The sequence below is a fragment of the Roseinatronobacter alkalisoli genome (assembly GCF_028745735.1).
In the GTDB taxonomy this organism is placed as follows: Bacteria; Pseudomonadota; Alphaproteobacteria; order Rhodobacterales; family Rhodobacteraceae; genus Roseinatronobacter; species Roseinatronobacter alkalisoli.
In genome coordinates this window covers 42,127-63,218 of sequence record NZ_JAQZSM010000018.1, presented here as the reverse complement: position 1 = coordinate 63,218, position 21,092 = coordinate 42,127, and the positions used below count along the sequence as shown (strand labels likewise).

Annotated in this window: 18 protein-coding genes, 1 pseudogene and 1 riboswitch; of the genes and pseudogenes, 10 read left to right on the top strand and 9 right to left on the bottom strand. The window is 59.2% G+C overall.

The window, feature by feature from the left end; translation table 11 throughout:
* Positions 1 to 346: 346 nt before the first annotated feature.
* The 10 genes and pseudogenes from PUT78_RS16615 to PUT78_RS16570 all read left to right on the top strand — a co-directional run bounded on the left by PUT78_RS16615 (position 347) and on the right by PUT78_RS16570 (position 9,476).
* Positions 347 to 1,057, top strand: a pseudogene (locus PUT78_RS16615) (IS6 family transposase).
* A gap of 166 nt (positions 1,058 to 1,223) precedes the next feature.
* Positions 1,224 to 1,367, top strand: coding sequence for a hypothetical protein (locus PUT78_RS16610; protein ID WP_274353401.1), 144 nt, complete (start codon positions 1,224 to 1,226; stop codon positions 1,365 to 1,367).
* Positions 1,368 to 1,516: 149 nt separating this feature from the next.
* Positions 1,517 to 1,709: riboswitch (cobalamin riboswitch) on the top strand.
* 131 nt (positions 1,710 to 1,840) lie between these two features.
* Positions 1,841 to 2,890: an ABC transporter substrate-binding protein gene (locus PUT78_RS16605; RefSeq protein WP_274353400.1), complete on the top strand. Its 1,050-nt coding sequence runs from the start codon at positions 1,841 to 1,843 to the stop codon at positions 2,888 to 2,890.
* A 26-nt stretch (positions 2,891 to 2,916) separates the two neighbouring features.
* A complete protein-coding gene (locus PUT78_RS16600) occupies positions 2,917 to 4,023 on the top strand; it encodes a FecCD family ABC transporter permease (RefSeq protein WP_274353399.1) in 1,107 nt (368 codons plus the stop codon).
* Positions 4,020 to 4,790, top strand: a complete 771-nt coding sequence (locus tag PUT78_RS16595) for an ABC transporter ATP-binding protein (protein WP_274353398.1) — start codon at positions 4,020 to 4,022, stop codon at positions 4,788 to 4,790. The genes PUT78_RS16600 and PUT78_RS16595 overlap by 4 nt, the downstream gene beginning before the upstream one ends.
* 2 nt (positions 4,791 to 4,792) lie before the next feature.
* Positions 4,793 to 5,824: an LLM class flavin-dependent oxidoreductase gene (locus PUT78_RS16590; RefSeq protein WP_274353397.1), complete on the top strand. Its 1,032-nt coding sequence runs from the start codon at positions 4,793 to 4,795 to the stop codon at positions 5,822 to 5,824.
* A complete protein-coding gene (locus tag PUT78_RS16585) occupies positions 5,821 to 6,798 on the top strand; it encodes an ABC transporter substrate-binding protein (protein WP_274353396.1) in 978 nt (325 codons plus the stop codon). Before PUT78_RS16590 ends, PUT78_RS16585 begins: the two co-directional genes overlap by 4 nt.
* A gap of 23 nt (positions 6,799 to 6,821) precedes the next feature.
* Complete coding sequence (locus tag PUT78_RS16580; protein WP_274353395.1) at positions 6,822 to 7,952, top strand: FecCD family ABC transporter permease; 1,131 nt, start codon at positions 6,822 to 6,824, stop codon at positions 7,950 to 7,952.
* A complete protein-coding gene (locus PUT78_RS16575) occupies positions 7,949 to 8,725 on the top strand; it encodes an ABC transporter ATP-binding protein (protein WP_274353394.1) in 777 nt (258 codons plus the stop codon). The genes PUT78_RS16580 and PUT78_RS16575 overlap by 4 nt, the downstream gene beginning before the upstream one ends.
* Before the next feature lie 10 nt (positions 8,726 to 8,735).
* Positions 8,736 to 9,476, top strand: coding sequence for a (2Fe-2S) ferredoxin domain-containing protein (locus PUT78_RS16570; RefSeq protein ID WP_274353393.1), 741 nt, complete (start codon positions 8,736 to 8,738; stop codon positions 9,474 to 9,476).
* Between the two features lie 535 nt (positions 9,477 to 10,011).
* Here PUT78_RS16570 and PUT78_RS16565 read toward each other — a convergent pair.
* The 9 genes from PUT78_RS16565 to PUT78_RS16525 all read right to left on the bottom strand — a co-directional run bounded on the left by PUT78_RS16565 (position 10,012) and on the right by PUT78_RS16525 (position 21,075).
* On the bottom strand, positions 10,012 to 12,030 hold the full coding sequence (locus tag PUT78_RS16565) for an SMI1/KNR4 family protein (RefSeq protein ID WP_274353392.1): 2,019 nt from the start codon (positions 12,028 to 12,030) through the stop codon (positions 10,012 to 10,014).
* 254 nt (positions 12,031 to 12,284) lie between these two features.
* Positions 12,285 to 13,580: a TRAP transporter large permease gene (locus PUT78_RS16560; RefSeq protein WP_274353391.1), complete on the bottom strand. Its 1,296-nt coding sequence runs from the start codon at positions 13,578 to 13,580 to the stop codon at positions 12,285 to 12,287.
* Positions 13,577 to 14,098 carry a TRAP transporter small permease subunit gene (locus tag PUT78_RS16555; protein ID WP_274353390.1) on the bottom strand — a complete coding sequence of 174 codons (522 nt, stop codon included), beginning with the start codon at positions 14,096 to 14,098 and terminating at the stop codon, positions 13,577 to 13,579. Before PUT78_RS16555 ends, PUT78_RS16560 begins: the two co-directional genes overlap by 4 nt.
* A gap of 77 nt (positions 14,099 to 14,175) precedes the next feature.
* Positions 14,176 to 15,183 carry a TRAP transporter substrate-binding protein gene (locus PUT78_RS16550; protein WP_274353389.1) on the bottom strand — a complete coding sequence of 336 codons (1,008 nt, stop codon included), beginning with the start codon at positions 15,181 to 15,183 and terminating at the stop codon, positions 14,176 to 14,178.
* A gap of 26 nt (positions 15,184 to 15,209) precedes the next feature.
* Complete coding sequence (locus tag PUT78_RS16545; protein ID WP_274353388.1) at positions 15,210 to 16,394, bottom strand: CaiB/BaiF CoA transferase family protein; 1,185 nt, start codon at positions 16,392 to 16,394, stop codon at positions 15,210 to 15,212.
* On the bottom strand, positions 16,391 to 17,488 hold the full coding sequence (locus PUT78_RS16540) for a CoA transferase (RefSeq protein WP_274353387.1): 1,098 nt from the start codon (positions 17,486 to 17,488) through the stop codon (positions 16,391 to 16,393). Before PUT78_RS16540 ends, PUT78_RS16545 begins: the two co-directional genes overlap by 4 nt.
* Positions 17,485 to 18,663 carry a CaiB/BaiF CoA transferase family protein gene (locus tag PUT78_RS16535; protein WP_274353386.1) on the bottom strand — a complete coding sequence of 393 codons (1,179 nt, stop codon included), beginning with the start codon at positions 18,661 to 18,663 and terminating at the stop codon, positions 17,485 to 17,487. The genes PUT78_RS16540 and PUT78_RS16535 overlap by 4 nt, the downstream gene beginning before the upstream one ends.
* 55 nt (positions 18,664 to 18,718) lie before the next feature.
* Positions 18,719 to 19,975: a 2-hydroxyacyl-CoA dehydratase family protein gene (locus PUT78_RS16530; RefSeq protein ID WP_274353385.1), complete on the bottom strand. Its 1,257-nt coding sequence runs from the start codon at positions 19,973 to 19,975 to the stop codon at positions 18,719 to 18,721.
* Entirely contained in the window at positions 19,972 to 21,075 is a 1,104-nt protein-coding gene (locus PUT78_RS16525) for a 2-hydroxyacyl-CoA dehydratase family protein (RefSeq protein WP_274353384.1), read from the bottom strand. The genes PUT78_RS16530 and PUT78_RS16525 overlap by 4 nt, the downstream gene beginning before the upstream one ends.
* Positions 21,076 to 21,092: the final 17 nt, after the last annotated feature.

Sequence of the window (21,092 nt, the reverse complement as noted above, 5' to 3'; positions counted from 1 at the left end):
CTTGCAAAATTGCGGAAATTTCAAGATTCAATCATGTTCTCGCTCGTCAAAGTTCCAATCCTCTCCGGTTCCCGTAAACTATTGATATGCATGTCATTGCCGTTCAATTGGTGTCCGGCAGTGACATGAAACCACATTGCGGGAGACATTTAAATGAAGTCTGGAACGATCAGTATTGTCGCGGCGGCAGCCGTTATCGTAGGCTGCGCACCGCGCCCGGAGAACATTCACGCGACCTACACACCGACGGCGCTTTACACCAACCTGACGTGCGAACAGCTCCTCGTCGGGGACAGTTGCATTAAACTTGGGTGTTGGCGATTATGGCAGTGAAAGGATTGCTGATATGCCGAGCAACCGACCGTTCAAGCGCCACCGGTTTCCTGCGGTGACCATCTTATGTGCCGTTCGGATGTATCTGCGGTATCCACTATCCTACCAAGATGTGACGGACCTGCTTGCCGAGCGAGGGCTTGATGTTGACCGCTCAACGGTCTTTTGATGGGTTCAGAAGTTTGGACCGGAACTGTCCAAACGTGCCGAGCGTCATCTCAGCCGCGTAAGGCTGAACTGGCACGTGGATGAAACCTATATTCGTGTTGGCGGTAAGTGGCGTTACCTGTGGCAGGCAATTGATGGCAACGGCCAATTGTTCGATTTCAGGCTCACAGCCAGACGCGATGCGAAGGCAGCAAAAGCTTTCCTGAACAGTGCTCTCGAACGTGTGCGGCTGCACCGCCCCGTTTCAATCTGCACAGATAAGGCACCAACATATCGAAAGGTGATCCGTGAGATAAACCATCGCTACGATCCGCATTTTGACTACATCACCCATATCGACCGCAAGTATCTGAACAACCGTGTCGAGAGCTATCATGCCGCGCTGAAGCGGCTACTCGGAGTTCGGCAAAGCTTCCGATCTCTGAGTTGTGTCAAGGCGACACTGCCAGGGGTGGAGACGATCAGGACAATCAAGAATGGACACATACAAACGAAGCGGCCGGGTGTCCGTGGCGAAATCAGCTTCGTCCACGAGCCCTTTGGCTTGGCCGCTTAAATCTAAGGGCGCAAATACAATCATCAGCGATCAAAGTTAATGCAACAGTCCCCCCAGGATCTTGTTAACGGAGCCGTTCAGCGGTTCGTGGAACCGGCCCGTTGCGGCCTATTTTTGTGCCACCGGTCTGCATTCGGCCGCTTCCTTGCGTTTCTTGTTATCCATTTTGAAACAAAAGCCGCAATCCCTGGCGCAGTTGAGCGCGCATCTGGATGCGCGGACCGGATGCGGTGACGAAGCGGCCATCGCGCATGTCATGTGGTTGCTGAAAATGGGCTATTGCCGCCCGGTGCAATCCGTGTCGGCCTGAAGCGGCTGCGCAGAACCACCGGATCATGTTTTCAGGCGGAACGTGGCCCGGAAGGCACGCGCCTTGTCCGTGGACGCCAGTTCATGCCGGGACCGGCTATTCCGGATCTGCGCGCACGAATGCGCATGGACAGGCACCCCCGGGTCGGGTACGGTTTGGGCTGCCAAGGTTCCGCATCTGCGGATTAATAGGGAATACAGGATCGGGCGTAGCCCGTCATCTGTAGCTGCCCTCGCAACTGTAGGCGGCAAGGTTTGGGTCAAGCCACTGGCATAGCCGGGAAGGGACCTGATACCGTTCGAGCCGTGAGCCAGGAGACCTGCCTATGGCATAACCGTAACCGCCGGCGAGGTGCCCGGCTGAAGGAATGGCATGGCAGAAGACATCACGTCCGACAATCTGGACGCGCAATATCTGGCCCTGATGTCCCGACGGCTGGTCCGCGCCCGGCTTTGTGCTGATCGAGGTTCCCGATGTTCTTCAGACCCCTGTGCCTGAGTGCGCTGCTTGCCCTTCCATTGTCATGGTCCATAGCGCAGGCGCAGACCACCACTTTCATCGACGATATGGGCCGCGATGTTGCGGTGCAACTGCCTGTCGAACGCGCCGTCATCTTCAACCGCTATGGGGTCGAATTCGCCCGCGCGCTAAGGGCGATGGACCGCGTTGTTGGGATCGATCAGAGTACGTATCGCGATCCGCCTTATTGGCCGGAACTGAACGCTGACATGATTGTCGGCGCCGGACAGGCTGCGCCCAATTACGAAGCGATTGTTGCCGCCCGGCCCGATATCGTCATCCTGCCGCGTAACGGCGCATGGGAAGAAGCGGCAGCGCAGCTTGAACCATTCGGCATTCCGGTCATGGTTATCACCGCCTGGGATGCGACCAAGCATGTGGAAAATGTGACATTGATGGGCGATCTGTTTGACGCGCCCGAACGCGCGCAGGCACTTAATGATTTCTATACCGGGTATCTGACCTTGTTGGAGGAACGCCTTGCCGGGGTAGAACCAGCAAGCATTTACATTGAGGAAACGCGCCCGCTGGTCACAGTCACGCCGGGGTCTGGCTGGCATGACATGGCGCTGCAGGGTGGGGCGCTCAATGTCTTTGGCAGCATCGATATCGCTGCCGAACCGGCGTCGCGCGGGAATGTCAACGCCTTCACCATTGACCCGGAGGAACTGGTCAGCCGCAGCCCTGACCTGATTTTCAGATTGGTGCCCGGCGCGTATGAGTCAATTCCGGCGGATATCTATGCGGCGGCCTGGGCCGAGCTTTCCACCCGCGAGGAAATCCGCGCAACACCTGCCTGGGACGCGGGCAATGTGCATCTGGTCAATTACTATCTGGCTGGCGGCGCGTCCAAGATCACAGGCGCGCTTCAGATCGCAAAATGGGCGCATCCGGACCTGTTTGCAGATATCGACCCCGAAGATGCCATGCGCGTCTGGATAGAGGAGTTTCAGGGCCTGCCTTATCAATCCGGCATGACCCACAGGGGCCAGTTCCAACCATGACCCGCGCAACGCCGGCAGTTCCGCCGATGCAAAGCATATCGCCGGACCAGGTGGAACTGCCGGTCGGGGCGGACAGTCTTGGCGCGCGCTATCTTGCCAGCCGGACAACCCGGCTGGCGATAATTGCCTGTGCCTTTGTGCTGCTGATGGGCGCGGCATTGTCGGTGACAGTGCGGGGCATCCATGAAACCGGAATGGCCGACCTGCTGCGCGTCATCGCATCGCATGCAAGTTTCGGTGCGATCAGTGCGTCGCTTGATGCCCAGTCGGAACTGGTGCTGCTGCATTTGCGCCTGCCGCGCGTGGTGATGGCCATGATTGCCGGGGCGGCACTGTCGGTGGCGGGGGTGCTGATGCAGGCCATCACACGCAACCCGTTGGTCAGCCCCTATACTATCGGCGTGTCGTCTGCTGCGGCTTTCGGTGCGGCGGTCGCGATCATGTTCGGGGTCGGACTGACCGGTGCGGGCATCTATTTCATTCCACTGACAGCGTTTGTATTCGCGCTGATCGCTGCCACAGCAGTATTTTCAATGAGTTGGTGGCGCAATATGGGGCCGCAGGCGATGATCCTGACCGGCATCGCGCTGATGTATCTGTTCAGTGCCATGACCGCAGCCGTGCAGTTCATTGCAACCGAACAGCAACTTGCAAGGGTGGTTCACTGGACATTTGGCAGCTTGAACGGCGTGCGCTGGCCCGCCGTGGTCATCTGTGCGGGTGTTCTGGCAGTTGTTCTGCCGGTGATGCAGGCGCAGGCGTGGAAACTGAACGTGCTGACGGTCGCAGGGGACGACGTTGCGCATTCGCTGGGTGTCCATGTGGCGCGGCTGCGCGCCATGGCCATTGTGCTGGCGGTTGTTGCTGCGGCCTCGGTTATCAGTTTCCTTGGGGTTATAGGCTTCGTCGGGCTGATCGGCCCGCATGTGGCGCGCATGATGATCGGGGGTGACCATCGCTATCTGCTGCCCTTTGCCGCAATCACAGGGGCTGCGCTGCTGCTGGCCGCTGACACCATCGGGCGGCTGGCCTTCGCACCGGTCGTGGTTCCTGTCGGTATTGTGGTTGCCTTTGTCGGGGTGCCGTTATTCCTGCATCTGATCCTGTCGCGCCAAAGGACGAATTACGCATGATCACGTTGGATGCAAGGAACCTGACGGTTACGGCAGGGGGACGGGCAGTGCTGGACGATGTGTCGGTCACCGTTGCACAGGGTGAAATGGTGGGACTGGTCGGACCCAATGGCGCGGGCAAGTCCACACTGGTCAAGGCGATACTGGGTTATCACCATCTGCGCGCAGGGCAAATTCACTGCGCAGGGCGTGACATGATGCGCAGCGCCGCGCGTGACAGGGCGCGCCTGATCGCCTATGTGCCGCAGGCCCCGCCCGAGGGGTTTCCGGTCAGCGTATTCCAGACAGTGCTGATGGGGCGCACCCCGCATATGGGAACCCGTCCCGCCCGCCGCGATCTGGCGGTGACGGAATGGGCAATCGCGCAACTGCAACTGGACAATCTGGCTTTTCGCAGCATGGACGCGCTGAGTGGCGGCGAACGCCAGCGCGTCATGCTGGCGCGCGCGCTGGCACAGGAAACGCCGCTTCTGGTGCTGGATGAACCCACCAGCGCGCTGGATATCGGGCATCAGCTTTTCGCGTTACGTTTCCTGTCCGATCTGGCGGCAACCGGGCGGATTGGCGTTCTGGTCGCCATCCATGACCTGTCGATGGCGGCGCGCTTTTCGACGCGGACAGTTCTGATGCAACAAGGGCGCGTGCTGGCCGAAGGCGCGGGGGGCGCCGCGCTGACACCTGCGACAGTACGCGCGGCCTATGGGGTGGATGCGATGGTCACAGAACTGAATGGCGTGCCGGTTGTTCTGCCGCTGGCGGCAACATGAACATGTCGGGGCGCATCCGCGTTGACCTTGCCGGATTTGCCCGCGAAGGGGGGCTTGGTGATCATGCCGACCTGATTGCGCTGGCGCGCGAAGCCGATGCGCTGGGGTTTGGCGGGATCTGGTTCAACGAATTCCATTTCGACCGCAATCGGCTGCCCCATCCGTCCACATTGCTGCTGGGGGCCGCGATTCTGGCTGTGACTGAACGCCTTCGCTTTGGCACATCCATTCTGGTGCTGCCGCTTTATCATCCGCTGCTGCTTGCAGAACAAGTGGCGCAACTGGACCGACAATCGGGCGGGCGGCTGGATGTGGGGGTGGGGCGCGGGACCAGCCCGGATACGTTCCGCGCGCTGGGTCTGAACCCGGATGAGGCCCGCCCGCGTTTCGCCGCCGCGCTGGACATCCTGCGCATGGCGTGGACACAAGGCAATGTCAGTCATGACGGCTCCTTCTGGCGTTTTGACAATGTATCCGTCGGCCCGCCCTGCGTGCAACGCCCCCACCCCCCGGTCTATATGGCGGCGGTCGCGCCGGATAATATTGACCTTGCCGCACGCCACGCCCTGCCACTGCTGTATTCGCTGGAACCCAATGAGGGGCGCCAGTTCGCCCCCTATCGCGCGGCACTGGCCCGGCATGGGCAGGGCGTGGGGCCGCTACATGCGTCCTCTCTGTCGCGGTATGTGTTGATTGACCGCGACCGGGGCACAGCACTGGCGCAGCTGGACGCGCTGACGCATCGGCTGAATGAAAACCGCGCGGCCCGCGCCATCGCTGCGGGCAATCCGCCCCCGGTCCCGCGCAGCCGCGCCCAGATGCTGGAAGGGCACGCCATTGCGGGCACGCCGGATGATTGCACTGCGCAGATTCTGGATTTATCCGCGCAGTTGCACACAGGGTCGATCCGGGCGTTTTTCAGCGCCAATGGCGCAATTCCCGTTCCGCAGGCGCGCGCCGCCATGCGGCTTTTTGCGGCGCAGGTTCTGCCTGCGCTGACGTCCCCCGCCATGACAAAGGAAATCTGCCTATGAGCTTACGCGCCCTTCTGTTCGGTGCTGCATTCACGTCGCTGGCCGTGCCCGTGCTGGCCCTTGACCGCTTTCCGCATACGGATGTGAATTGTGATGTCACGACAGTATTCGAGGCCCCGCCGCAACGCGCAGTGACATTATCGAATAACGCGACTGAAATCATGTTGGCCCTTGGGCTGCAAGAGCATTTGGTCGGCACGTCCTATATGGGCAATCTGGAAATCGGCCCGGAATACGCCGAAAGCTACGCCCGCATCCCGGTCCTGTCACCCCTGATCGCCACAACCGAGCAACTGATCGAGGTGGAGGCCGATTTCGTCTATGCGGGCTATCCGGACGGGTTTTCCGAACGCTGGCACACCCGCGACCAGTTGCATGATCTGGGCATGACCACACGACTGGCAACAGAAGGGTGCAATCTGGGCAGGTTTGACTTTTCCAACCTCTGGCAGGAACTGCGCGATGTTGCGGCAATCTTTGGCGTTCCGGACCGTGCCGAGGCGCTGATAGAGGGGTTGCAGGCCCGGCTTGACGCTGTGGATGCGGCGCTGGACGGGGCCGAACCTGTGCATGTGTTCATCTATAATGGTGGTGACGCGCCCCCCCGTGCCGCGCTTGGCAACACAATGCTTCATTCGATTGTCACGCGCGCGGGCGGCGCGCATATTTTTGGCGATATTGAGATGCGCTATGGAACAGTGTCATGGGAAAATATCGTCGAGCGTGACCCCGCGCATATCGTTGTCTTCTATTCCCTGACGGAGGCCGGACAGGTCGTCGCCGATCCCCGCGCGGATATCGCGGGTGCACGGATTGAACTGCTCAGCAGTTTTCCTGCCATGGCAGATGTGACCGCCGTGCGCGAAGGGCGCTTTCACCCGGTCAGTTCGGCGACAGGCCAGCCCGGCCCGTCATCTGTCCGTGCAGTGGAAGAACTGGCGCGGCTTCTGCACCCCGAGCGCTTCGCGCAATGACAGACTTGGCAGGATCGCAAGCCATGCCTGCGGCCACACAGGCAGATGATGCGCTTGCGGTTCTGCGCAGGGCACCCGGACCGGGTAGCCATGGTGCCGCGCACTCCATTGCCCCGCCCGGTGCGGCGCGGTTCCGGGCGGTCATGGCAGCTTATACAGTTCTTGCGATCTGTGCCGCGCTGGGTGGGCTTATGCTGGGGTCGGTGCAGGTGCCTGCGGGCACTGTTCTGCGCATTCTTGCCCATGCAGTTCTTGGCGATGGCTGGATCAGTCGCGACTGGCGTGCCGCGCATGAAGTGATCGTGCTGCAAACCCGCATGCCGCGGGTGATCCTTGCGGCATCGGTCGGTGCGGCGCTGGCGGTTGCTGGCATGACCATTCAGGCACTGGTGCGCAACCCGCTGGCAGGACCAAGCATCCTTGGTGTGTCGTCAGGCGCGGCGGTGGGCGCAGTGCTGACGATGCGCTTCGGGCTTGCAGCCTTCGGGGTTTTCACGCTGCATATTTCGGCCTTTCTGGGCGGGTTGGTGACATTGGCTCTGGTTTTCTGGATCGCGCGCACGGGCGGGCAGATCGCGCCAACGCGGCTGATTCTTGCGGGGGTTGCAACGTCGGCAGTATTCAGTGCGCTGACTTCGCTGCTGGTGCTGACCTCGCCTGACCCGCAACTGGCCGCGCGGGTGCTGTTCTGGACTCTGGGCAGTTTTGCCAGCGCGCAATGGAAGCTGCTGCCGGTTCCGGTGCTGGCGCTTTGCCTTGGTCTTGTGGTGCTGATCCTGCAGGCTCGGCGGTTGAACCTGCTTCTGGCAGGCGATGAAAATGCGGCGGCGCTGGGGCTGGATGTCGAAGGGTTCCGGCGGTCCATGTTTGTACTGAGCGCTGCGCTGACGGGTGTTACGGTTGCGGTGGCCGGGGTGATCGGCTTTATCGGTCTGATCCTGCCGCATATCGTGCGGCTGATGGTCGGGGCCGATCATCGTCATGGGTTGCCTGCTGTGGCGCTTCTGGGTGCAGGTTTCGCCATTGGCGCGGATCTGATTGCACGCTGGATCATCGCGCCGCTGGAATTGCCGGTCGGCATCATCACCGCGATGATCGGGGGGCCGTTCTTCATCTGGCTTTTGCGCCGCGCCGCGAAGGATATGCGCGGATGACGCTTATCCCGCCCGCCCATCTGGAACTGGAACAGATCAGCGTGCGCGTTGGCGGGGGCGCGCTGGTGCATGATGTGTCGCTTCAGGTGCGACCGGGTGAATTTGTCGGCTTGCTGGGGCCGAATGGTGCCGGGAAATCGACACTTCTGCGCACCATCTACCGTGCGCGGCGGCCTGATATCGGGCGCGTGCTGCTGGATGGCAGCGATCTTTGGGCGCAAAGCCCGCGCTGGGGTGCGCAGCGCATAGGCGCGGTACTGCAGGACATGCCCGCCGATTTTCCGCTGACGGTGCGGGATGTGATCGCCATGGGCCGTGCGCCCCATCAATCCGCCCATGCCGCAGAGAGCGCCCATGACCGTGCCCAGATCGCGGCGGCCTTGCAGCTTCTGAACCTGTGGCCCTTTGCCGGGCGGCTGTTTGCGACCCTTTCCGGGGGCGAGCGGCAGCGTGTGCTGCTGGGTCGTGCGCTGGTGCAGCAACCCCGCCTTCTGGTGCTGGATGAGCCGACGAACCATCTGGACCTGCGCCATCAGATGGCGTTCCTGACATTGGTGCGCCAGATCGGTGTCAGCGTGATTGCGGCGCTGCATGACCTGACGCTGGCCGCGATGGTCTGTGACCGGCTGGCGCTGCTTGATGCGGGGCGTGTCGTGGCGCAGGGCAGGCCGGAAGATGTGCTGACCCCGGCACGGATCCGGCAGGTCTATGGCGTTGAGACGCTGATTCAGCGTCACCCCACGCGCGGCACCCTTGTTGTATTGCCTGCCTGAAAGGACATTTATGAAACCCGTTCTGATATTGCTGGCCAAGGCGGCCATCGCGGCCCCCGCCCATGTTGACATGAAGGCAATGGCGCACGCGGTGGCGGCTGCGCTGCCGGACTGGCAGGTGACCTGGGCCTACAGCGAACAGGGCACACCCACCCTGCGTGCGCAGCTTGACACCTATGATGCGGCCCCGCAAATCCGCGTGCTGCCCCTGTCCCTGCCTGCCGAACCTGCGACTGTGAACGCGATTGCCAGAACTGTGCAGCGTTGGGCAAAAGGACGGTCCGGCCCTGCGCCGGTCATCAATGTGACGCCGCCCCTGTCATCCGCCCTGCGCGATCTGACCACTGCTATTGTCGCAAGCGTGAACATGCCGCCCCTGCGCGAAGTGCCGGTTGCGCCCTTGCCCGCTGACTCCGCCCAGGTGCCCGACCACCATGCGCGCGTGCTGGTCTGTACGGGTGGGCCTTGCATGAACGCAGGCGCGGCCGAGCTGTGGCACCAGTTGCGCGCACGTCAGGATGCCGAAAAACTGCGCCGTCGTGCCCCGGGGATGATGTCATGCCGTACATCCTGCCTTGGCCCCTGCGCGCTTGGTCCTGTTGTGCAGGTCTGGCCCGAAGGCACCTATTATGGCGGCGTGACACTGACAGCGCTGGATCAGATCATCGATGATCATGTGGTCGGCGGCCAACCGGTGGCCGCGCTGGCCTATGCACCCGGCGGACCAAAGCAAAGCCTGCGGCGGAACTGATGGCAAAAATGCGTTGCCGGTATCGAACGGTATTCATATTGATCCCGCATACCGCAAACGCGCAGGCTGACGATCCGTCCTTCCTGCGTTCAATAAGCTTGTCACGCGCGCTGGAAATACAGCCCGCACGGCTTGGTGACTTTCAAGTCCTGTGATGCTGCAGGCGTTCAGAACCTGTGGGCAGTAACCAATGCCCTGTCAGTTTCCGTCAGTTTGGCGTGTTGGAGGGGCTGAACGCACTAATGTTTGACGCCGGGTTCGAAATTCGACCGACTGATTTCGACATAGCGCGCAAATCGCGAAATGCCAGGTCGATCAATATCCTGGAACGCGCATTTGTCACTCTGTCAGGTCAGCGGGGTCAGTCCCGCGTGGCCTTTTCCCGGGGATGTTGCGCCGCTTCTATGTGAATGTCCGCGATAAGCCATACATCGCCCCGCCCGATGCCCATTCGTCTGGATCAGCGGTCGGCCAAGCCGGTGGATGAGCCCATACCTTTGGGCGCATCTTCAGGGACATGGGCCCCTAACTTTATTCACGGTGCGAGAAGGTTACGGATCTCCTGAAGTGATCCCGGTACAAGATCAACGGGGTGCCGCCCGCGACGATCGCGAACCGACTTATCTGCGCCGCGATCCAGAAGCAGGGCAATATCCTCGACCGTCTGAGTCCGTTCTGCAGCGACATGGAGCATTGTTTGTCCGGCGTCATCCTCTGCGTTGATCGGCAGACCCAGACCAAGCAGGAAATCGAGGAATGCAACTTCGTCAGGCCAGGAGGTACGGAGACTGGTCGCCCTGTACAGGTTATGCAGCAGGGTGCCGCCATCGGGAAGGCGCTCCAGCGGGTCGAGGCCGTGGGCGGTGATGAGCTCGAAGCTCTCTACTGTTGTGCAGTAGCATAGGGTACTGCGGCCTTGAGCATCCCGTTTGCGTGGGTCCGCCTTCAGGTCCAGAAGAGTCCGGGCGCGCTCAAGACCATCGAGCCTTGAAAGGAGCAGTGCGGATTGAAGCGGAGTCGACGCCCATTCGTTTTCGTAGCCCGGTGGCGGCGTCTCCAGGGCGTTTACATCGGCGCCATGGGCCACGAGCACACGAATTTTATCCGGTCGTCTGGCCATATGCAGGGCGCTGCTGCCTGAGAAATCCCGTGCCTCGACATCGGCGCCCGCGCGCAACAGTAACTCGCTATCATCCGCCTCCGCCCACATCAGTGCGGTGGTGTCGTTGTCCCAGCGCGCGTCGGGTTCCGCGCCGGCTTTCAACAACGCATCAAGCATGGCGAGATAGGTGGGCCGGTCTATCCAAGCGGCGAGTTGATCGCGAAGGCGCTTTTCCTGTATGTCACGCAGCACCCGCCGATGGTCAGTGGCGTCGTCTGCCTGGGACCAGACCTCGTTGTCCTTGCGAAGGCGCGCTTCCAGTTCGCTTCTTGTTGGTGCCGTCAGCTTGCTGCGTTGCGTGATTAGCAGGTGAATTGGCCAATGGCGGTCATCCTTCCAGCCGTTAACGCGCGCACCCAGGCCGATCAGCCATTGTATGGTGTCGAGCGTGCTTGCCTGTACCGCGTCTGCCATCGGCAGGCGGCGCGTATTCACGGTTGCACCGGCGTCGAGCAGTCCCTGCGCAAGCGGCAGGTTGTTGGCGCGCACGGCATAGCTGAGAGCGGTCGAAAATTCCTGATCCCAGGCAAAGTTGTCCGAGAGCCAGTTGCCGTCTGGCACGACATCCGGCCTCGCCCCGGCCTTGAGCGCCAGTTTGACGGCTTCCATGTCGTTGGCGCGCGCGCCGGTAAGCAAGGCGCGTTCAGCTGGTGTTTCCTCTAAAATCGATTGCGGCGGCACATCGGCTTCGGGTTCAGTGAGGTCCTTTGCCAACCAATCCAGCCAGGCCTTGCCACCTGGACTGTCCGCCTTCAGCGTGTATGCGTTCCGCGCCTCGTCAAACGTGCCGAACGGCATCCACGATGCCCATTCCGTTCCGGCGAAGCCAAGCTTCGACATCTCGGTTACGAAGGAGATGAAATCCGGTGCGAGCGTAAGACCGTGCAGCATCTCCAGTTCGTGGCTGAAATAGCGCACCGGATGCGGTTCATCGGGCGCTGACATGTCGATGGTGATAATGTCACCATTGACCAGATTGTAGACAGGAAACTGATGTTCCCACATTTCAGGACTATTCGGAGCTTCAGAGAGATCCATATCGGCCAAATGCCTCTTCAAGCCCAGAAAGTTCGGAATCGCGTGGTCGGCGATGTGGTCGATGTCCCATATCGCAAACCGGTTCGCGCTCATCGTTGGAAGGTTCTGGTGGTGCATCGGACGCAGATGTGACGGAATATACCAGCCGAACGCGACATGCGCGGAATAGCGCGTCAGCAATTCGCGAAGCTGCGGCGGCACCCTCATCCCGTGGAGGCTTTCCAGTGCCTGGACAGCAGTTTCAGAGGCAGGCGGCGCGATTGAGAGCGGCGTCACCTGCCAACCTCGCCTTTGCGCAATTTCTTCCATCCAGCGCCAATCCGATTGCCATTGGCGCCAAAGCATCCTTGTCATGTGTGTGGTATCCCGGCATCCGAATATCGGTGTTACAAGCAAGGCTGAAGCGCCTTTTAACCAGCCACGTCTACTGACAGACATATATCCTCGGTCCAGTTACTGCTTTGCCCGATATAGAACGAAGAATCAGCCATAACAACTCCGCTTCAGGCTAGTCCGGGAACGGCGGCATCGTAAAGTTGAAGCAAAAAACCGTTCCGGCCATTTGTTGCGGCCGCCGGTTCGCCGGACAATGAACAATGCGCTTCACGCTACAGACTTGGCAGCCAAAGCACCAGTATCGGAAACGCGAGCAATAGCGCGACATGCAATATATCTGCACCGACGAAGGGAAATGCGCCCTTGAATATTTTGTTCAGCGGCACATCGCGTGCAACGCCTGACAGGATATATACATTCATGCCCACGGGTGGGGTGATAAGGGCAATTTCTGTCATCCGCACAACCAGAACACCAAACAATATCGCATCAAACCCCAGACCGGTAACAAGGGGAAAGAACAAAGGCACTGTCAGGGTCATCATCGCCGACGCATCCAGCACCATCCCGAGGACAAGATAAACGGCCAGAATCATCAGTAAGATGGTCATTGGCGCAAAGCCGCTGTTGCTGACAAAATCAACAATGTGAAGCGGTATCCGTGTGACGGTTACAAAGCTGTTGAACACCAACGCGCCGAACAGGATGCCGAAGATCATCCCCGTTGTCTTGACCGTAGCATATATTGCTGTGCGTGCCGTGACCCAGGTCAGGCGACGCCGTGCGGCGGTTATTACAATCGCGCCGAATGCCCCGATTGCGCCTGCCTCGGTCGGGGTGAACCAACCAAAGATGATGCCCCCCATGACCAGACTGAACAACAAGATCACTTCGCCAGTGGTTTTGAAACTGGCGAGTTTTTCGCGGAATGTGTATTTCGGGCCGCGCGGTCCCGCATCAGGGTTGATCCGGCAGATGATGGCTATCGTGACAATATAAAAAAGTGCCAGCATAATACCCGGAATGATCCCCGCAGCAAACATTGCGCCGATCGATGTTTCGGTAAGGATTCCATAGATGATGAACATTCCGGAAGGTGGTATCAGCGCGCCAATGGTGCCGCCTGCGACGACACTGCCGGACGCCAGCGACAGGTCGTATTTATGCTTGCGCATTTCAGGCATCGCGACCAGCCCCATCGTTGCTGTCGTCGCCAGACTGGATGCGCTGACCGAAGCAAACCCCGCTGATGCCCCGATCGTCGCCATGGCAAGCCCGCCGCGTCTGCGTCCGATCCATTTCGCGGCAAAGTCGTAGATGTCGCGCCCGATGCCGGATGCAAACATGAGGTGCGCCATGAACAGAAACAGCGGAATGGTTCCGATAGCGTGGTTCGTAACAATGCCATAGGTCGTGACCCCGATGCGCACTACTGCAGCATCGAAGCTGATAATGGCTGCGAACCCGACAAAACCCACCAGCCCCATCGCAAACCCGATGGGCATTCCCGCCGCGATAAACGCAAAGACGATTGCAAGCCCGACAAAACCGATAGCGACCGTGCTCATAGTTTGTTTTCCAGTTTTTCGGGGGTGTTGATGCTATCGTCCTGGCCAAGAAACAATTGCAGCACTTTGAACAGTAGCGTCACGCAGATCAGGATCATGGCGATTGCCATCATCCACCGGAAGGGCGCGACAGGAATATTGATGATCGGGGACATTTCGCCTTGCGCAGCCCGCCTTATCGCTTCGCGTATTGTTGCCAGCGCAACTGCCATCCAGAACAGCGACCCCAAGGCCAGCATGATGCCCTTAAGGGTCAGCCGGAACCGCCTGTGATGCAGTCCGTCCACGAACAGGGTGACGCCCGTATGCTCGTTTTGCATGGTTGCATAGACCAGTGCGAAGCTGATGGCGGGAATAAGCAACAATTCCGCAATCGCGTATGTCCCTGGAAAGGCTATGCCCACCGCGCGGAAGGCAACTGTGACGACAGTCAACGCCATCAGGGCGAGAATGCCACTGACCGCAATCAATCCCGACACCCGGCTAAACAGTTCCAGAAGGCGCTGACCGTAACGCATGCATCCATACCTTGGCTAATTTTTGAAAACGGAAAGTGACGAGGCTGTGGCGGCCCCGTCACTTTCTGATTGCTGCGTCAGTCGCGACCCGCGCGAACGCGGTTCAGGATTTCGGTTCCGGGCATTCCCGCGGCATCAAGGCGTTCTGCAGTTTCCCGTGCAGGCTGCGCAAAGGCCGCCGAATATTCGATGATGACGCTTTCATCTACGGTGTTGAATGTGACGCCCATTTCTTCGCCATATGCGCGCCCCGCATCTTCGGACCCTTCGGCCAGTTCATATGTCATCGTGGTAAGCCAGAGGATGTTATCCTCGAATACCTGTTGAATGTCAGCAGGAAGGCGGGCCCAGACGCCACCATTCATGGCCCGGGACGGGTAGGCGCCGCGGCTGTGGGGCAGTTCTGAATAGTAATTGATGACTTCGGCGAAACTCAGGGATCGCAGCGCCTCATAGGGTGCGATCACACCATCCACGACACCGCGTTCCAGTGCGGGATATGTGTCTGTCATCGGCATGGTAACGCCTTCGGCCCCGAAACCGGCCAATGCGCTGATATAGTCAACCGCCGAACGGATGCGCAGCCCCTGCAAATCGCTGACCTGTTCAAACGGGCGGTCGCGCAGCATCAGGTGCATGGGGGTGCCCACGTTGAACCCAAGGACTTTTACGCCGTCCAGTTCCTGCTCGAACTGGGGGAATTCGTTCCACAGTTCCAGATACACATCCAGAACTTCAAGAGCATCCTCATACCCATAGAAAAAGGATGGTGTAAGGCGCGACAGTTCATACCCGGAACTTGCGTAAATGGGCGCTATATACGCAATATCGGCGACACCTGCGGCAAGTTCGTCAACGCCTTCGCGGCTTGTGATCAATGAGCGGCCCCAGAAAGGCGTGATTTCCACGCGCCCCTCGGTCTGTTCGTGAATTCTGTCAATCCACGCCTGATCCGCTTCGCCATATGGATGAGTGGGCCCATATGGCGATGCATAAGTCAGCCGGAATTCCTGAGCTGTGGCCATACCCAGCCCCAGAACGGTGATTATGCCAGTGGTTAGCGCAGTCTTCGTGAAGTAAGCCATCGTATCCTCCCGATTTGATGGTTTTGTTATAAGTCTTCTCCAAAAGCTCCGGCTGCGGCCAAAGCCTTTATGTCTTTTGCACCCAAACCGGCTGCAAACAGGATTTCATCCCTGTCCTGCCCCGGAACTGGCGCCAGATTGCGGACCCGTGCAGGGGTTCTTGTAAGCTTGACGGGTGAACCGATCTGCTGAAGGTCGCGCCCGGTATCGGATTGTACCGGGACGACCATCCCCCGCGCGAGATTGTGTTCATCCGTCAGCGCCTCTGCCACGTCATGAACGGCGCAGAACTGGGTTTGCGCGGCGGTCAGCAGGTCAAGCCATTCGTCCCGCGTGCGTTCTGAAAATATGATTTGCAGTTCTGTCCGAATACGGGGCCATGACTGAACATCATGCTGAAGCTCTGTGAATTCAGGCTTTCCCACAGCTTCGCAAAACCGGTGCCAATAGCGTGGCTCCATGTCAGTTGTGACGATGAATTTGTTGTCTTTTGTTCGCCATAACCCCATGTCGGCACGCCGCGCCCCACGCGGTGGAATGGTGGACGGGTCCGGGTGGCGCGACAGCACATTTACCAGAAGCGACATTGCACAATCACTCATCGCGATGTCGACATGCTGGCCTTTGCCGTCACGCTGACGGGCAATTGCAGCAGCCAGAATGCCGAAGGCAGCATGCGTGCCAGTCACGATATCTGCAACCGGAACCCCCGCGAAGGAAGGTGTGTCCGCGTTCTCGCCAATGCGTGACAGTGCCCCTGAAATAGCAAGGGCAACCGGGTCGTGCCCGGGTTTATCGCGGTAAGGCCCGGTATGTCCGCACAAGGTCAGGCTGCAATAGATAAGGCGCGGGTTGATTTTCTGAAGTGTTTGGTAATCCAGTCCCAGGCTGGCCAGAACGCCGGGGCGATAATCTTCAACCATGATATCTGCGCCCAGCACCAGACGCTTGATCAGCGCCAGTGCATCGGGATTGCCAATATCAAGTTTCAGCGACTTCTTGTTGCGCGACAGGATGTCATTCTGCCGCAATTCCGCGCGCCCGGTTGGGGTCAGGCGGTCCCAGCCGAAAACCTTTGCCTGCTTTTTCAGTTCCCGCGGGTTTTCAATACGAATGACATCGGCACCCATATCGGCAAGCAGCCATGTGCAATATGGCCCCGGCAGCAAACGCGAAAAATCAAGCACCTTCATGCCTTGAAGCGCTGTCATGCGTATGTCTCCCAGCCGCGGAAATCGTCCAGCGCCTGCTTTGGCATCAGCGTTCGAACGGGAACATCGTGACCGGCGCCATGGTGAAACAATGGTCCCGGAAGCGGGATCTCATCATCACCCGAACGGATGGGCACAAACAGGCCGCGTTCACGTAAATGGGCGCTGTCGCGCACTTCATCCAGATCATGAATGACCGAAAGCCCCCACCCAAGTTCAAGCGACCATTGCCCAAGCTGACCTTTGGTGTGGTGCGCGAAGAAGGCTTCCAGAATGGCTTCCCAGCGGCCAATCACATCCTGCGGCATGTCTGCGACAAGGATGGCCCCCCAATCAACTTCAGCAAGTTCACCTGCCGCATCATGCTGTTCCAGAACATTTATCACGGCACGCATCATGTTCGGATTGTCGATCATGGACCACGTCACATGACCGTCTGCGCAGGGCCAGACTTGTCGTACCCCCGATTTTCCGCGCACCAGCCGGTTGCCGGTGCGGTTGCCTATGCGTCCGGTCCACTCATACATGATGGCTTCGCGGTAATTTGCCAATGTCGTTGCTTGCAGAGCCGAGACTTCGACACATTGCCCGCACCCCGTCCGGCGGCGCGCATGAAGCGCCATCAAGCCGGCCGTCGCCACTTGAATGCCGGTCAGCGCATATGCCTGTTCACCTGGAAAACGCAGCGGGGGGCGGTCAGGATCGCCAGTTATATGCATCAACCCGCTTTGCGCCATCAGCGTCAGATCCGTCGCAACGTGACCACTGCGGGGACCGGCGGCGCTGTAGGGGCGCGCAACCACATGGATCAGCTGGTCAAGACCTGTCAGCATGGCATCAGGAATAATCGGCCCACGTCGGCGATCTTCAAGCAGAAGATCCGCTTCTTCCAGAATGCGCGACAATGCCGAAATATCCTCTGGCCAGGTAAATCGATGCTTGCCGTGCCCCCATGCAAGTTCCCGCGCGTCAGTCTGCGGTGCGCTGCGTGACAGGCTGATGACAGTTGCGCCCAGTTCGGCCAGCATCCGGCCGCCCAGATCGACCAGACCATCTGAAAGTTCGAGAACGCGGATGCCCTGCAGTTGGCTCATGCGACGACCCCCAAGGTTTTCAATTCTTCCAGACGTTCAGCGGACAGGCCCAGAATGCCAGAAAGCACTTCGTCATTATGGGCACCCAGACAGGGCGCGGCACTGACTGCGGAAGGGGTTTGCGAAAAGATCATTGGTGGTGTTGGCATCATGCTGGTGCCCAGAACCGGATGCTGGACTGGCACAACATGACCGGCTGCACGTAATTCGGGATCCTCAAACACGTCGCGCCCGTTCTGAACTGCGGCTACTGGCACGTCAGCCTGCGACAGTTCGATGATCAGGTCATCACGACTCCTTGCCGCAATAGCCTGCGCAACTTGCTGGTCCAGCTGTTGCAGATGCCTGATGCGCCCCTTCGCAGTTTCAAAACAAGTATCCGGTGTCAGCCCCAGCACAGTGCATATACTGCGCCATTGCGCATTCGTTTCGGCGGCGATGGCAATCCATTTGTCCCCCTTGCAACGATAGACACCATGCGGTGCCATGACCGGATCTGCGTTTCCGGATTTCCCCGCATCAGGATCGGCGAACAGGTCGGCAATGACATGAACCATCGGTTCAATCTGCGAAATATCCAGATGCTGCCCGCGCCCTGTGCGGCTACGGTATTCAAGTGCTGCCAAAACTGCCACAGTCGCAAACATTGGTGCGACGACATCGCCATAGGCAAGCGGCGGCATATGTGGGGGGCGATCGGGCCATCCTGACAGTGCCGCATGTCCGGAATGGGCGGCGGCGGAATTGCCATATCCGCGAAACCCGGCCATTGGGCCGGTGCGTCCAGCAACCGAAACACTGGCCAGAATGATATCCGGCTTGATCTTGCGCAAGGTTTCAAATCCCAGCCCGATACGCTCCATGTAGTTGGGGCCAAAGTTTTCGACAACAACATCAGCCCAGCCAACAAGTTGCCGTGCCAAGTCCACGCCGCGCGGGTCCGACAGGTTCAAGGTGACGCTTTTCTTGGATGTGTTGGATTGCGCAAAAAATGCGGAACCGTCGTAATCTTTTGGGCTGTCGGCAAATGGTGGCGAGCGGCGCCCCAGATCCAGCCTGCGCGCGGATTCGATCTTGATGACCAGCGCACCGTTATCGGCCAGATCCTTGGTTGCCCGCGGTCCGGCACCAACCCAGCTGAAATCGGCTATCTTTACACCTTCCAACGCGCGCATGATTCCCCCAATCCGCACAATCAATGGTTCATCATATGAACTATTGATTTAAAATTCAACTTATTCTGTCCAGTTCCGCTGCCACCAGGGCTTGCATTTCTGCGCGATTCCAATCGCGGCGATCCACCATATCGGACCAGATCTCGATCACTTTAATACCTGCCGCCTCCAACGCGCGGCGCGCAAAATGCGAACCGTAACTGGAAAAACGGTCATGGCGTGGCACCAGCATCAGCGCGCAATCAATCCGGTAGCGTTGTGCCTGTTCGACCAGCCACTCGTTCACCCAGGGCGGCTGGTGCAGTTGTTCATTCATTAATGATATGCGTGCCGCCAGCGCGCGCAACGGGTCATCACCGATAGTCCGGATGTAGCCATCCGCCGCGAATGGCAGATACATGGACCACACAAAAACAGCGCCGTGGCTTTCCTCGAATGCAGTATAGAAATCGGTGTCAAACCAAAGCCCCGCGCCGATCCACATCATGCGGATACGTTCCTTTTCACAGACGGATTGACCTTCGGCAATTCGCGCAGCCACTTCGTCACGGAACGACGCCGCATGTTCCAGCGCCCAGCCGGAACCACGGTGCCATTGTGGAACCATGACATTTGGAATTTGTTCGGAAATGCGCAATGGCGCCTGGGGCGCTTGGGCGATCATCTGATCTATTTCTTCGAAGATCGCTTCCTGCCGGTTGATCGCGTGCATATACTGGCTGAACTGGTCCAGATCAAAATTCTTGCCGGTCATGTGTTCCAGCGTTGTGATCAGCGTTTTCATTTCCGCAACCATCAGGTCAAGCCGGTCCGGATGATAAAGCTGTTCCCAATCGTCGCGTGCGATTTCCCACCAACGTGGTTCAGGGTTCGGAACGCCCGGCGCGCTGAAAAGATGCAAAGGTGCCCCAGTCGCCCTGGACCAAAGTGAAAACACTTTCTGATGCTCATCCGAGCTTTGCCGCGCGCACAGAATTGAGGGATTCGGCAATCCCCCCCAGGGTTGGCGCGCAGGGTCACCATCCAGTTCTGCAATCAAGGGCAGGCTTGAATAGCGCGGAAGATGGGCGTGAAACCCCATTTCCGTAGCGCGATCCAGATAGTGCTCCGACAGTTGCTTGGCCGCAATGACCGCGGACCACCATTGGTTTGTTACGATGGGCATACCCATCGCATGAAACAGTTCATGCGGCGTGTCAGCGTTCACGAATGCGAATTTCTGGCCGCCCGTGATGTCCTCGCGCAGCTGCCGGACCCAGTCGCGCTGATAGGTCATGGCGATTTTCGTTGTCTTCAATGACGTATGGGTCATGTCAGCCCCCGTTGCCGTAATTCATGCGCCAACAGCGCGCCTATTCTGGTCAATTCAGTGTCGTCAGGGGCAGGGTCAATGAAGCCAAGGTTAATGAAAGGGGTTTCATTTGCGTGAAGGTAATCCGAAATCTGCGGTACATCCCATCCGAACACATCATCATGCGGCTGAAGCTGGCAGATCACGGCGTCACAATTTGCCGCAGTCAATCGGCGCAGCAGCATTTCTGTGTGGCGGTCAGGCGGAACGATTCTTGCACAAGCCGGATCGGATGCTGCCGCCTGCAAAAACGCGGCAATGCCAGGAATTTCGGGTAGGGGCACAGGCCAGGCAGCTGCGATGGGCTGCAGGTCACATACGATATGCCCATGCTGCTCTATGGTCTGGTACAGGTCGACCGCTGTGATGGGCGCGCCGATCAAACCAAGGCGCAGGCTTTGCCCGACCGGGCGCGGGGCGGTTGCAAGTGCCGCGCTTATAAGTTGCGCGTGCTCTCTCCCGTCCATATTGCGACCTGCGATGCGCCATTTGATCGCGGTGCTTGCAGGGATACGCCCAGTGCCATCCGACAGTTCAGCAAGCGCATTTGCGCGGGCGCGTTCATCTGTCAGGGTCGCGGCCAAAGCGCTATCGACCGGCGGCGCGAGGTCCAGGTATTGCCACAGTTTCTTCATTTGCAGCATGTTGAAATCATGCGCGTGGGGTGCGTGGACCAGATTCCACAAAATCAACTGCGGTGTCGCAGGCGCCAATCCCAACCGCCGCAATTCCGATGCATACTGATAGGCCACAAGGGCCGCCGTGTCATCGCGGCAAAAGATGATCGCTTGCAAGTTCCTGAAGCTGTCCATTGCGAAACGGTGCAGGAAGCATTGAACCGCGTGATCGACAAAGGGTTCTATACAATCGGATACAGCTTGTCCGGCATTGCTGTCGTCATCGATGGGCGCAACATGCAGACAGGTTAGCCGCGCCCCAGCCGCACGCAGCAACGCTTCGGGAAACCCTTCGCCGAAAATGCCGATCATATCGGTCGGCAGTTCCGTGCTGCGCAAGGCAAATGCGTTTTCAAGTCTGTTGGCCGCAGTTTGCGAAGTCACAGCAGTTCTCCTTCCCT

Excerpts from the sequence above, each read along its gene's own strand:
- PUT78_RS16540 (WP_274353387.1), bottom strand. The coding sequence starts at position 17,488 with ATGAGCCAACTGCAGGGCATCCGCGTTCTCGAACTTTCAGATGGTCTG.
- PUT78_RS16600 (WP_274353399.1), top strand. The coding sequence starts at position 2,917 with ATGCAAAGCATATCGCCGGACCAGGTGGAACTGCCGGTCGGGGCGGAC.
- PUT78_RS16535 (WP_274353386.1), bottom strand. The coding sequence starts at position 18,663 with ATGCGCGCGTTGGAAGGTGTAAAGATAGCCGATTTCAGCTGGGTTGGT.
- PUT78_RS16555 (WP_274353390.1), bottom strand. The coding sequence starts at position 14,098 with ATGCGTTACGGTCAGCGCCTTCTGGAACTGTTTAGCCGGGTGTCGGGA.
- PUT78_RS16530 (WP_274353385.1), bottom strand. The coding sequence starts at position 19,975 with ATGACCCATACGTCATTGAAGACAACGAAAATCGCCATGACCTATCAG.
- PUT78_RS16560 (WP_274353391.1), bottom strand. The coding sequence starts at position 13,580 with ATGAGCACGGTCGCTATCGGTTTTGTCGGGCTTGCAATCGTCTTTGCG.
- PUT78_RS16590 (WP_274353397.1), top strand. The coding sequence starts at position 4,793 with ATGTCGGGGCGCATCCGCGTTGACCTTGCCGGATTTGCCCGCGAAGGG.
- PUT78_RS16565 (WP_274353392.1), bottom strand. The coding sequence starts at position 12,030 with ATGACAAGGATGCTTTGGCGCCAATGGCAATCGGATTGGCGCTGGATG.
- PUT78_RS16595 (WP_274353398.1), top strand. The coding sequence starts at position 4,020 with ATGATCACGTTGGATGCAAGGAACCTGACGGTTACGGCAGGGGGACGG.
- PUT78_RS16605 (WP_274353400.1), top strand. The coding sequence starts at position 1,841 with ATGTTCTTCAGACCCCTGTGCCTGAGTGCGCTGCTTGCCCTTCCATTG.
- PUT78_RS16550 (WP_274353389.1), bottom strand. The coding sequence starts at position 15,183 with ATGGCTTACTTCACGAAGACTGCGCTAACCACTGGCATAATCACCGTT.
- PUT78_RS16545 (WP_274353388.1), bottom strand. The coding sequence starts at position 16,394 with ATGACAGCGCTTCAAGGCATGAAGGTGCTTGATTTTTCGCGTTTGCTG.
- PUT78_RS16570 (WP_274353393.1), top strand. The coding sequence starts at position 8,736 with ATGAAACCCGTTCTGATATTGCTGGCCAAGGCGGCCATCGCGGCCCCC.
- PUT78_RS16580 (WP_274353395.1), top strand. The coding sequence starts at position 6,822 with ATGCCTGCGGCCACACAGGCAGATGATGCGCTTGCGGTTCTGCGCAGG.
- PUT78_RS16575 (WP_274353394.1), top strand. The coding sequence starts at position 7,949 with ATGACGCTTATCCCGCCCGCCCATCTGGAACTGGAACAGATCAGCGTG.
- PUT78_RS16585 (WP_274353396.1), top strand. The coding sequence starts at position 5,821 with ATGAGCTTACGCGCCCTTCTGTTCGGTGCTGCATTCACGTCGCTGGCC.